Origin of the sequence: Chitinophaga ginsengisegetis, assembly GCF_900168065.1 — a bacterium.
In the GTDB taxonomy this organism is placed as follows: domain Bacteria; phylum Bacteroidota; class Bacteroidia; order Chitinophagales; family Chitinophagaceae; genus Chitinophaga; species Chitinophaga ginsengisegetis.
In genome coordinates, this window is sequence record NZ_FUZZ01000001.1 from 2,946,641 (window position 1) to 2,958,949 (window position 12,309).

12 protein-coding genes are annotated in these 12,309 nt (G+C 44.5%); 4 read left to right on the forward strand and 8 right to left on the reverse strand.

The genetic code is table 11. From position 1 onward, the window contains the following. Positions 1-280: 280 nt before the first annotated feature. Together B5Z18_RS11615 and B5Z18_RS11620 are read right to left on the reverse strand one after the other, a co-directional pair. Positions 281-1,153: a helix-turn-helix domain-containing protein gene (locus tag B5Z18_RS11615; RefSeq protein WP_079469503.1), complete on the reverse strand. Its 873-nt coding sequence runs from the start codon at positions 1,151-1,153 to the stop codon at positions 281-283. 121 nt (positions 1,154-1,274) lie between these two features. Then, the gene (locus tag B5Z18_RS11620) at positions 1,275-2,183 is read right to left on the reverse strand and encodes an alpha/beta fold hydrolase (protein WP_079469504.1); all 909 of its coding nucleotides are present in this window, start codon (positions 2,181-2,183) and stop codon (positions 1,275-1,277) included. Between the two features lie 304 nt (positions 2,184-2,487). Between B5Z18_RS11620 and B5Z18_RS11625 the strand changes: the two genes are divergently transcribed. After that, positions 2,488-2,901, forward strand: a complete 414-nt coding sequence (locus B5Z18_RS11625) for an SDR family oxidoreductase (protein WP_079469505.1) — start codon at positions 2,488-2,490, stop codon at positions 2,899-2,901. Between the two features lie 55 nt (positions 2,902-2,956). Here the strand turns inward: B5Z18_RS11625 and B5Z18_RS11630 are convergent, their stop codons facing one another. Continuing rightward, the gene (locus B5Z18_RS11630) at positions 2,957-3,358 is read right to left on the reverse strand and encodes a winged helix-turn-helix transcriptional regulator (RefSeq protein ID WP_079469506.1); all 402 of its coding nucleotides are present in this window, start codon (positions 3,356-3,358) and stop codon (positions 2,957-2,959) included. A 138-nt stretch (positions 3,359-3,496) separates the two neighbouring features. Here B5Z18_RS11630 and B5Z18_RS11635 point away from each other — a divergent pair, with 138 nt between their 5' ends. Next, positions 3,497-3,820, forward strand: coding sequence for a nuclear transport factor 2 family protein (locus tag B5Z18_RS11635; protein WP_079469507.1), 324 nt, complete (start codon positions 3,497-3,499; stop codon positions 3,818-3,820). A 124-nt stretch (positions 3,821-3,944) separates the two neighbouring features. Next, positions 3,945-4,994 (forward strand): hypothetical protein, encoded by a 1,050-nt coding sequence (locus tag B5Z18_RS11645; protein ID WP_143313554.1) that lies wholly within the window; start codon positions 3,945-3,947, stop codon positions 4,992-4,994. Between the two features lie 677 nt (positions 4,995-5,671). Here the strand turns inward: B5Z18_RS11645 and B5Z18_RS11650 are convergent. After that, on the reverse strand, positions 5,672-6,505 hold the full coding sequence (locus B5Z18_RS11650) for a helix-turn-helix domain-containing protein (protein ID WP_079469510.1): 834 nt from the start codon (positions 6,503-6,505) through the stop codon (positions 5,672-5,674). 16 nt (positions 6,506-6,521) lie between these two features. Further along, complete coding sequence (locus B5Z18_RS11655; protein WP_079469511.1) at positions 6,522-7,568, reverse strand: SDR family oxidoreductase; 1,047 nt, start codon at positions 7,566-7,568, stop codon at positions 6,522-6,524. 246 nt (positions 7,569-7,814) lie between these two features. Here B5Z18_RS11655 and B5Z18_RS11660 point away from each other — a divergent pair, with 246 nt between their 5' ends. Next, the gene (locus B5Z18_RS11660; protein ID WP_133256106.1) at positions 7,815-8,279 is read left to right on the forward strand and encodes a hypothetical protein; all 465 of its coding nucleotides are present in this window, start codon (positions 7,815-7,817) and stop codon (positions 8,277-8,279) included. A 208-nt stretch (positions 8,280-8,487) separates the two neighbouring features. Here B5Z18_RS11660 and B5Z18_RS11665 read toward each other — a convergent pair whose 3' ends face one another. The 3 genes from B5Z18_RS11665 to B5Z18_RS11675 form a co-directional block, all read right to left on the reverse strand. After that, the gene (locus tag B5Z18_RS11665; RefSeq protein WP_079469513.1) at positions 8,488-8,673 is read right to left on the reverse strand and encodes a hypothetical protein; all 186 of its coding nucleotides are present in this window, start codon (positions 8,671-8,673) and stop codon (positions 8,488-8,490) included. Positions 8,674-8,728: 55 nt separating this feature from the next. Then, positions 8,729-9,484, reverse strand: coding sequence for an SDR family oxidoreductase (locus tag B5Z18_RS11670; RefSeq protein ID WP_079469514.1), 756 nt, complete (start codon positions 9,482-9,484; stop codon positions 8,729-8,731). A gap of 159 nt (positions 9,485-9,643) precedes the next feature. Beyond that, positions 9,644-12,271 carry a sigma-54-dependent Fis family transcriptional regulator gene (locus B5Z18_RS11675; protein WP_079469515.1) on the reverse strand — a complete coding sequence of 876 codons (2,628 nt, stop codon included), beginning with the start codon at positions 12,269-12,271 and terminating at the stop codon, positions 9,644-9,646. Between the last annotated feature and the right edge of the window lie 38 nt (positions 12,272-12,309).

Sequence of the window (12,309 nt, forward strand, 5' to 3'; positions counted from 1 at the left end):
CCTTGTTATTGAAGAGGAGATTCTTTAGCAAGATAAAGCTGATTCAGCTTTATCTTGCTAAAAAAATTAGTATAAGAAGAATGCTCAAAAAATAATGTTGATCCCTGTACCAAACAATTAGGATAAGAAACGGCAGCATCCAGTAGAAACGAAGAGATGAACTCCAAATCCAGCTGCCTCCCTCCAGGGCTACCCAATGGTTGACTATAAGGTGAATGTACCGCAATGCCCGGCAAGAGCGCATTGTTTCTATCAGATAACATGATAACGTTATAAAAGATTAAGCCTGATCCGGCTCAATTGCACTTAGATATTTTTTCCTGAAGCCGGAAGGTGGCTCGCCGGTCTTTATAAAAAATAGCCTGCTGAAGTAGGCGGGATCGTCGTAGCCCAGGGCATGGGCAATCTCTTTTGCCGTCCAGTCGGTATGTACTAATAGTCGCTTTGCCTCCAGGATGATCCTGTTCTTGATAATATCATTTGGCTGGGGGAGACTTAGTCGTTTGAACCTGTGCGTGAGGGTTTTTGGCGCAAGAAAAAGCATGTCAGCGTAGTCGGCAACATTGTGCTTTTCCTTGTAGTTCGCTTCAACGAGTTGGGTAAACTTCCTGAAGAATTCAAGGTCGGTGCTGGGCCTTGAGGCCATTGTCCCGTTCAGGTGCTGCACCTTCCATAACCGTGTCGACTTGATCAAGAGCTGTTTGAGATAGGTCCTTATCATTTCTTCCAGCGAGCTGTCCCTCAGTTCAAACTCATCCTGTATCCTGGAGAAGAGGTACTCAATGAAACTGGCATCCTGCTCGGGTATGGTTGTCATGGGCATGTTATTGATGTTATTGAACAGCAGCCCGTCACAGGCAACCTCCTCATCGTGCAGCTGGATGCAATAAAAGTCACGGTTGTAGAACACAAGAAGTCCCGGCTGTCCGCCCAGTTGATCAATGCTAAGAACCTGGTTTGGGCTTATGAAGAATAGCGTGGGACCGTCTGTGCTGTATATCTTGAAGTCCACCTTTATCTCAAACCCCTCATTGAGGTAGAGCACCTTGATATAGGATTTATAGGTTTCAGAATTGATATCTTCAACACTGTCCGAATCGATATGAACCATGCCAATGGTCTTAAGGTTTATATCAAAGATGCGCTGTTTCATGATGGGGCCGGTTAATAAGTACCAAAAATAAAATTACCATTCTTGTTGATAAATTCAATTTGTGGTTAAAACAAAAATTACCTGCAGCCCTAGTTTGAGAACATGCAGGTAGCTCCTGCTTTTATTTCCTTGCAAATTTTTCAAGTTCTGAGTTGAACTTGTCCATCTCCTCCACAAATAGTGCATGTCCGCTTTTCTCGAACCTCACGATGTAGGAGTTTTTCAGGCCCTTGTGCAACTGTTCTGCCTGGGCATACTCGATCAATTTATCCTTCACACCCTGGAATATGGCAACGGGAATTGTGATATCCTTGAGCACCGGACGAAGATCAAGTTCTCCCAGGGAGGTGATGGATTCGGTAACCGCATATGGACTTGCCGACAGGTTGATGCTCTCCAGCCATTTTTCGGTATTTGGAGGAAGTGTGGTACCCTCGGCCGCGAATGCTGCTCCCAGACCTGCGATCAGATCTTCCCGGCTGGTTATGGTCTGTTTGATCAGTCCGGCAGCATTCTCCTCAGATATTCCGTAGCTGTAGCCGGGGCGCTGTTTCCAGGATGGCGCCGCCGCTCCAAAAAGGGCCAGTTTGCTAATATGAGCCGATTTATATTTGTTTACATAATGGATGCTTGCAGCTCCGCCCATTGAAAATCCACCCAGTACGGCATTCTCAATCTTTAGCGTATGAAGGACGGCATAGATATCATCAGAAAAAACGTCAAAGTTGTACTTTCCATAGGGTTTGTCAGATTTACCGAAACCACGTAGGGAAATCCCGATCACCCTGAAGCCCTTCCTCACCAGGTACTGGTATTGGTACTGGTACATTTCATCGCTCAGTGGCCATCCGTGGATCAACACAATCGGCTGTCCATCTCCAAGGTCTGTTACGTGAAGTTTTACCCCAGGCTCAACCTCAACATATTCTGCTCTTCCGGCAGAAGCTGGAACCCTTTTGGTTTGTGAAAATACCGATTGGCTGGTTATTAATGTCATGATCAGGCTGGTTATTAGAATAAGAGTTTTCATTTTTTTTATTTTTTTTAAATGGTTTTAAATATTTGTTGTTGTTGACAATACAAAGGTGGGGAGAATGCTGGGCCTAAAGAATGGACATACGAATAACTGTCTTGTACATTTTTCCCATAATTAAGATTTACATTCCATTTCCGCAGTCCTCAATCGACCAACCCTTGTATTTATAGCAGATCGGCAATACTCCATCTGTCCACCTTTGTCCAAATGTTTGGGCAAATATGTGGCGCCAATTCAATTTTCGCAATATTGGAAATACGAATTGCATAGGGATAAATCAGCCCCTATCCGAATCGTAATGCCGTACTTGTGCGTTGTTGTCGCATCGCTGAATTTGTATTCCATCCAGGGCAAACTGCCATTATACGACAGCACGCTTCCCTATGCAGCGGCTAAGGCGGAACTGATCAACTACAGTAAAAGTCTGTCTAACGAAGTTGCCCCGAAAGGGGTCAGGGTGCTGACGGTTTCTCCGGGCTGGATCATGACCGATAGTTCCAAGAGAATGATGGAGCGAATTTCTGAGAACCGGGACATTACTATCGAACAAGCTACCAAAAGCGTGATGGACTCACTTGGGGGCATTCCCTATGGACATGCAGCTATGCCGGAAGGAGTTGCCGAACTGGTGGGCTTCCTGGTATCCCCAAGGGCCGGTTATCTGAGCGGAACAGAATTTGTGACCGACGGAGGCACCATACCTACCATATAAATATTGATTTTCCACCCCAGACTGCTGCCGGGGATGAAATACGCGCTGAAATAACCTAAATCACATGGTCTTTCAATTGAACCGCATTTGATTGAACATGGTCTGGATATCCCTTTAATATTACCTGCTTTAACCTGTCCTGATGCTCATCTCCCCACAGTCCGATGGAGGTAAGCACGGGTATCAGAGTTTTGCCGAAATCGGTGAGTGTATACTCGACTTTTGGAGGCATTACCGGGTAGATCATCCTGGTCACAAGCTCATGCTCCTCTAGTTCCTTTAACTGGATGTTGATGACCCGGCGGCTTGCATCTGGTATCTTCCTTTGCAGTTCGCTCGGACGCAGGTAGCCTTCGTTGATGAACCACAATAGCCTGATCTTCCACTTGCCGTAAAGCACCTCTCCAACCAGGTCCAGTCCGCAGTTGAGGTTGGGAAAAGTTTTTTTCTCGTACATGTATCAAAGATACGCGTAGGCACCCTAACAATCAATACGGATAAATTATTCCCTATCCGAATCGTAATACCCTTATTGCAGGTTATGCAGGTACGACCGAAATTTGTACATCAATAAGCTAATCTAAAAATAAATATCATGAACTTACCAAAATTAATAACCGACCTGGTTGAAGCACAGAACAGCCGCGATGGCGCAGCCTATGCTTCCCTCTTTTCAGAAAATGCCGTAGTATTCGACGAGGGAAAGACGCACACGGGAAAAGAGGCAATCCAAAACTGGATCGAAAAATCAAATGAGGAATATCAGAGCGTGCTAAAACCGATCAGCTATAAAAACAGCGACAATAGCTCGGTACTTGAAGCCGAGGTTTCAGGAACATTTCCCGGTAGCCCGATAGTCCTGCGCTTTAATTTCACGTTTCAGCACGGCCTGGTCGGATCGCTGAAGATTACCGGATAGACACTAACTCAGGTCAATAACCTGCCAAAACAAAAATCACGAACTGATCAGTCCATAGTAATGCTGCAATATGAATTGTCCATATCCAGCAGCATTACTATTTTTGTTTTTAACCACTGCCCAGATGTCAATTAAAATAAATACCTACATCACAATACTGATGCTATCCAGCGCAGCTTTCATTTCTCCCTTGATCACCAAGGGACAATCGACAAGCCTTGATTCAAGTCAGCCGGAAACAGTTGTCCAAAAGAAATACGGGCTTGATCCATCCAAACCATTGGCCAAACGGATCGGTAACACCCCTCCTGAAATAATCCAAAAATTTCGCGATGCAGGCATGTCCCCGACCCTCCACAGACTCAGCAAAACCGACAGCCTTAAAGTGGTGAGGGCCTTTCAGATGCTTCCACCTCTTCACCAACATATTCTAAAAGAACACCTATTGGGTATCAGTTTTCTGGACAATATGCCCAATACAGCGCTGACTGCAACGGTAAACCCCGAGGACCAGTTCCCTGTTTTCACCATCACTTTCAGGGCAGAGATTCTAAAACAGGATGTATCCCAGTGGCTTACCGAAAAGGAAATGAGCTATTTTACAAAAGACTTTCCAGGGTTTCGGATAGCCATTGAAGCAGGCAAGCTTGATGCAATACTCTATGTACTATTGCACGAAGCGACGCATGTGGTAGATGGCTCCCTTGGTATATTGGCCATGGATCAAAACAAGGGAACTTCTGGAATGGCGGTAAACCTAAAAAGCTTTACCCGGAACATCTGGGTGGACAGGACCAGTATATGTCCCAGCTATACCGATTCCCTCACGTCGCAGAGCCGCTTCCGTGGCGGGGGCAGGTTACTGCCAATGGAACTTGCACGACAGATCTATCAATCGGCCGCAAAAGGGCCTTTCGTCTCGCTGTACGCTACCTCCAGTTGGCACGAAGACCTTGCAGAATACCTTACCGTTACCCATTTTACCAAAAGGCTGAAACAGCCCTTCAGGATAATAATCCATGAAGGCCGGAAAGAGATCTTCATCTATGAGCCAATGAAATCTGCCACTGTCAGTTCGCGGATTTCTCTCATGAAATATTTTTATGCTAAGGCTGGCTCGTCTGTTTTATATGAAAGGCATGTTAAACCCGGCGGCAGAGGATTCAACGGATAATCCTCTGCCGCATTAGGTGCATTTGCTATAATTCAAAATACTATTTTTGGGTTTTCCATCAAATAGCACGGTGGTAGATATGAAATGGCAACTAAACATATGGCCACTATTGCATTAAAGAAATCGACGCCTTTTATATCAGCATATTCTTGAACCTGACCAGGCCATCCAGGGTTACTTTTGGCGATTTGGAATTCTGTGCTAAGTTTGGTAGATATTTGATTGGTTAAATCAAAATCATCTCCTGCGGCTGATTAAAATCCTCTGAAGAATGCTACAATTTGTTCTTTCTCGAGACTGTATTAAAATATTAATGGGCTTTCGAAAAATTTGATTAATATTTTTTGTACCCGCCTTTCATTTTTGCACGATATCAATTGAAAAATTGGCGTGTTTTATATTTATTTCTGTCCTCCGGATTTTATAAAATTCAGAAGATTATTAAGCGGATGCTTCAAATCATCCTGGTTGCATACCTATTCTTTAATTAATCCTATCTGATCATATTTAGAAATATTGAATCCATCCTCAATATCATTATACCAGATTACATTGGAGCCGATGTTTCAAACTGTAAAATCATGTCTGACAGTCCATCTAATGTTATACTTGACCACATTGTGATGGGTTTTAAGTAAATACAGGAAATTATCAGTCATGGTGTTGTTCCTGATTAGTTATGTGCGCCCTTTGTCTTCACGAGTAAATGATTTATTTCGTAAACCGATCCCTGAATGGGTTGGGTTGTAACCAAAATGCTTTTTAAAGGCAAAGGAAAAATGTGAAAGGTCTTCAAAACCGCTTTCTATGTAAACCTCTGATGGCTTTCGTTTCTGCTCGAAAATCTGGTAATGGGCCAGCTCCAATCTTTTCTGCGTTAGCCACCTGCCCGGGGTATTTTTAAAAATGCGCTTAAAATCTTTTTTAAAAGTGGTCAGGCTTCTGCCGGTCAGGTAACCGAATTTTTCCAGCGGTAGGTTGAACATATAATTCTGCTCCATGAATTCGGTCAGGTCCAGTTTACCTGGTTCTTCAAACTGGCCGAGCAATTCGTCTACATCCGGATCAATGGCACGAAGGATACGAACCGCTTCTTCGATCTTAAAAGCGGCGATGTCTTCAGGTAAAGCATCCGCCATTTCAAAATAAGGCTGCAGCGAATTGAAGAGGCTTTTTAATAAGGGGTGCGCTCCGAATTTTTTAAGTTCATTACTATGCGGCGCTTTTGACTTATGTTCATTAGTTGCATAGTAATGTTGGAGCCTTTCCTTGCGAAACAGCACTGATATAGCGATGCAGGGCTCCCCGTCCAATGGAAGTTTACTCATCCTGCCAAGCTGGTTACGGGGCAATAGTACGGTATCACCTGCAAAGAAATGATAGCTGCGTTCCGCGGTCACGACACGCATTTCACCGGAAACGACATGTACCAACGCTGGTTGCGCCAGGACGAGTTCACGGCTGTAGTGGGCTTCCTTCTTGCAGGCGATAAATACTTCGGCTACTTCCATCTCTGCAAAGTTAACATTATTGGTTAAGCAGTTGTAATCGGATCAGGCTTTGCGCCGAAGCCAGCACGGCCTCCTCGGTAGAACGGGGCGACCAGCCTAACAGGCGCACCGCCTTGGCGCTGGTGACATTCATCACCCTGCCCAGCAGCGGGATCATTGATCTGACCATCGGGTCCTTTAGTGCTGCAATACGAAGTAAGAAATTAGGCAGCTCTTTAACCTTTACCTTGCCGGCAGCAGTGCCTAAGTGCTCCTTGAGTATTCTCGCTACAGCCACCAACCAGATACTTTCTCCGGCAGTGGCAATAAAACGCTGGCCGTTTGCAGCAGGATGTTCCATCGCACGCAGATGCAGATCGGCTACATCACGTACATCCACAAAACCGGAATTGATCTTCGGACAGCCAGGCATCTTACCAGTCAGAAGATTTTTGATCAGGTGTATGGAATGAGAATAATCCGGCCCCAGTACCGGCCCCATAACTGTTACAGGGTTAATGGCGGCAAGTTCCAGCCCATTCCCTTCCTTTTCGATAAACTCCCATGCCGCTTTTTCCGCCAGGGTTTTGGATTTCTGATAAGCCGGTGCATTGGCCGTATCTGTCCAGGTCGCCTCATCAAAGGGTGCTGTTTGGTTGGGATGTCCATAAACAACCGCACCTATGGCTGAGGTTAATACTACGCGTTTAACACCGGCATCTCTTGCGGTACGCAGTACCTGCAGCACGCCTTCCCGTGCCGGGATGATCATTTCATCCTCATGTTTGTAATCAAGTTTTGGGGTAGGCGATGCTACATGCAATACGTAGGTGCAACCGTTCATGGCTTCTGGCCAATGCGCATCGGAAGACAGATCGGCCTCGATAAAGGTAAGACGGTCACCGGCTTCTACACCGCCATTTTTTAGCATCAACCGTACGTCGGATTCACGGCTCAGGGAGCGCAAAGTCGCCCTCACCATGAAGCCCGCATTTAATAGTTGAAGGATGCAGTGCACTGCAATAAAACCCGAGCCTCCGGTAACCAACACTAATTTTTCATTATTTGAATTCATGTTCATCATCTTTTATTTTGATGAAACAAAATTCGGTTAATAAAGGACAGCCTGTTTTGTTTAAAAGGCGCAATATGCTTTGTTTAAAAGACCAGGTTGCCCTCGTACGGTACAATAGTATGTGAAAAATCCGCCGTCAAAACTAAAAATTGGTATGCGCGCCTGTGCGTTGGGTGGGAGCTCCTAAGTTTTTGGGATCCTCGCCGGGATCACTTTCTGTTTTGAGGATCGGGATAAATATTTATTTTTACCGCTATGGGACAATTAAGAATGGGATTGGGCATCTGTAAGCCCGTTTCAAACACCGATCATTTCTCGCATGTACACGGCCACTTACAGATCGTAATCGACGAGAAAGTGGTACCTGCTATGGGCTATTTTGGAGAGGAAGATGTGTGCCTGAATGCGTGGTTCAACGTGTTGGGCACGATAGTCCGCAACTTCGAATCAGGAAAAGATACTGAATACACCTATGATGAGGGAGAGCAGGGGCAACCGGCCTTTCAATTTGTATTGATCAAACCGAACGAGATAGCCTTTTCCATTGTTGATTCGGCTATCTCAGATGGTGGCGGCATCAAAAAATGGCACAACAAAACCTTTCCCCTGTCTGATCTGAAAAAAGGTTATCAGAAAGTTGCCGAACAGTTTTTGAAAGAAGTAACTGCCAAAGCGCCGGCACAGTTAGCACACTGGAAGAAGATTATTGGGAATGTATAATACTTTAACAAAAAGATATCCTGGTTTACAGATATGCGCAGGATAGCAGATTGCGCTTGATTCGACATTTGTACCAAGGGCCACACGGAAAAATAAAAAGCTGCCTGAATCTTGTGATTCAGGCAGCTTTTTATTTTGGGATGAACAAATAGCCTATGGCCGAAAACATCCCTCAATAATCCATCCTCAAGCCGCAGGCACGGTACTACTATTCTTCAAGTCCTGCGTTTTCATCCTGGCTGCTCAAAGGATCTTCTTCCATACGGATTGCGTCATCGAGGAACTCACCGCCCTCACTGGTATTATGCGGTGTTTCATTGATGACTACCTGCATATCTTCAGGATATCCGTTTTTAGGATCTTTTGTAGACGGATGTGAAAAGAAAAGGTTCATGACGATAGATTTAATTTTTTCAGACAATAGATTCCAGGCGGGTCCCGGGGAGCAGTTAAGCCTTTACAGCCTGGGTTGCCCACCAGCTTTCGAAGTTAATAGCACCCTGCTCCGCTTCTCCCGCAGGTACCAGGGCGCTGTGCGTAACTTCACCGCCGAAGTATGCGGGTTTACCATTTGGTACTACCGTGCGTGGGTCGTTGGCCAGCTGCAGATAACGCTCAACAATTTTGTACATTTCAAACCGTTCAGGTCCGGCAATTTCTACCCTGCCATTCAACGGAGCAGCCAGTGCATATTTAGCTACAAATTTTGCCACATCATCAGAAGCGATAGGTTGGAACAATACATCTGAAAGATGCACTTCATTGCCATCAGTAGCCTGGTTGGCGATACCGGCAATAAATTCAAGGAATTGCGTACTGCGAACAATAGTATAAGGTACGCCTGACTGCTCAATCAGTTCTTCCTGAACTTTTTTCGCACGCATGTAACCAATGTTTTGCATAATATCGACGCCTACAATAGATAACGCCACATGATGTTTTACGCCTGCATTGATTTCTGCGGCTAACAGGTTATGACCCGCTGTCTGGAAAAATTCCATTACTGCTTTATCTTCAAATGAAGGAGAGTTGGCAAGGTCAATAACAATATCCGTTTCCTTCATGGCTTCCGCCAATCCTTCGCCGGTGAGCGTGTTGATACCGGTTGCAGGAGATGCGGCGATAACCTGGTGACCCGCCTGGCGAAGTTGATTTACTACTTTGGTTCCAATGAGACCGGTGCCTCCGATTACTACGATTTTCATAAATTTGATTTTTGTTTTTAGTGATGCTATCCATTAGGCCAACCAAATGCCATCTTTCGCAAATCATTAAAAATCAACCAAATAATAAAAACAGGGTTATCGATTTTTCACTGTATTTAATGAAACCATCAAGCTTCTCACTTTATTAAGGGATTTTCATCATGAGAAATAGTCGCTCTTTGTAATTCCCAGTTTTTTCATTTTAGAATGTAATGTGTTCCCGGGAATTTGTAATACTTCGGCAGCGCTGCCGGTGCCGGAAATCTTGCCTCCGCAGCGTTTCAGGGTTTCAATAATATAACCGCGCTCCACTTCTTCCAGGGAACGGTTCAGCAGGAAAGCCTGCTCCTGTTTATCTGCGTCAGCATTACGTGGTATAAAAACATCACTCAACGTACTGTCTGTAGCCAATAGTATGCTTCTTTCAATAAGATGTTCCAATTCCCTCACATTACCGGGCCAGGTATAGCTACGTAATTGCTGTATAACCCTGGGTGCTATCTTCCTGATAGTGCGTCCGGTGCTCCTGCTATATTTCTTTACAAAGAAATGAGTGAGCGCTTCTATATCTTCCAACCTGTCCCGCAGAGGCGGGAGAATAATAGGAAATACATTTAACCTGAAATACAGATCGGCGCGGAAACGGCCAGCTTTCACCTCTTCTTCCAGGTTACGGTTGGTAGCCGCAACAAGGCGTACATTGATTTTAATTACCTGTTTGCCCCCCACGCGCTCCAATTCACGTTCCTGAATTACACGCAGCAGCTTAGCCTGTGCTTCCAGTGGAAGCTCTCCTATTTCATCAAGGAATAAAGTGCTGTTATCGGCCATTTCAAATTTACCGATACGGCGATCTGTTGCACCGGTAAATGCACCCCGTTCATGACCAAATAGTTCACTTTCGATAAGGTTGGCAGGCAGCGCCGCACAATTCACTTTCACCATCAGGTTTTCTTTTCGTGGCGATGCATTGTGAATAGCCCTTGCTATCAGTTCTTTACCGGTACCTGTTTCTCCCAATATCAGCACCGTGGTGCTGGATTCAGCCACAAGTCCCATCAGGCGGTATACTTCCTGCATAGATTCGCCGCTACCAATGATTTCAGAGAAGTTGTAAATCGTTTTGATCTGTTCTTTCAAATAATCATTTTCTATTTCCAGTTGCTTTTTATAAGCCAGTAATTTTTCATTGGCTAATATATTTGCTACTGCAACAGTAATCTGCGAACAAATACCTTTCAGTAATAAGGGACCCAGGAAATCTGCCAGCAGCCAAATGGTGCCGATAATCTTATCGCCCATACGCAATGGCAAACCATACATGTTTCTCAGCCCGGTGGTTTTCCAGAGTTTCGCATAGTCATTGCCGCTTCTTAATTCTTCATCTACATTAAATACTACTCCTTCTTTGCTTGCCAGTACCTGCGCGGTATAGGTTTCATCTATTTTAATTTTATTGGCGGCTAATTTATCAAAATCGGCATGGGCCTTTCCAAATAGCCGGCGATCAAACATAAATACGCTCAAATGCACGCCATCATCTTCCAATACGCGTATCATGGCAAGCTGTGTATTCATGATTTTATCCAACACCTCGAAGATGGCCGCCTGCAACTCATCTTTCGTACGCATTTTAGTGAGCGCGCTACTGAAGTCCAACAGAAATGCCTGTTCTTCCTGTTTTTTGCTAATCTGCTCATTAGCCATAATATTAGCCAGGGCGATAGAGATCTGTGCACAAATTCCCTGTAGTAGTTCTATCTTGATTTCTTCAATGTCGAGCAGTAAAATTCCCAGATTGGTTTCCCCGTTGCGCAATCGTATACCTACAAAATTTTCGAAGCCCATTTTCTTCCAGTATTGCAAATAGGCTGATGTGATCCCTCTTTGTATTTCTCTTTCCACATTGAATAACAAAGGAATGGAACTGTTGAGCACCCGGTTTTGCAAACCATCATTAATAGGGTATTTTGCTTTCACGAGAACGGAGAGCGATTTCTCATCAGCAGCAGATCCAAGATCATATACATATGCACTCATTGTAGTTTTATCTTCATTGATACATCTGATCACGAAGCCACTTTTCTGATCCAGTTTATGCAGTGCAGTGCGAACAGCACTCATGAGATCTTCCTTTGTTCTTACGGCCGCTATGTTACTGCTAAAATCGAGGAGAAAAGATTTCTCTTTCTCTTTATTCAGTAATTCTTCGTTTTTAATGATATTGGAAACGGCGCCCGACAGCTGTGGTGCAATACCTTTCATTACGCCCCTGAATTCAGGATTAAAGCTGTCTGTCCGGTCGGAGTACATGTGAATAAAGCCCATTGGCTTCCCTTCTTTCATCAGCTTTGTCATCAGGATTTCCCGCACGCCTCCTTCATAATTCACGCGAAGGAAAGGTGGACTTTGGGGCTTGTCCATGATATCTTCCAGGATATAAGAAACCGGTTCGTCTGATGTCAATACAGCCTGTATAAAGGGAGCGTTCAATGAAAACCGGGCTGCTACCATTTCCCGGTACCGTGGATGAGTTCTGATAGGAGATCCTTCATTATCCAGCAGGAACGCATAGTAGGTTTCGTCTTTATGATCTATTAAAGTAATAATAGTATGAGTGAAGTAGAATAATCCTTTAATCCTGTTTTTAAAGAGTGTGATAAGATCATTCTTCTCTCTCACTTTGGTAATATCGTTGCCGAGATCCAGCAATACTTTTCTTTCCTGTTCAAGTATTGTCTTTGTCGGAGCATGAAGCCCTGACTCATTTTTAATAGTTCTTTTCATATAGAAAAAACCAAATATTTACCCGCCAAAAGATGTGA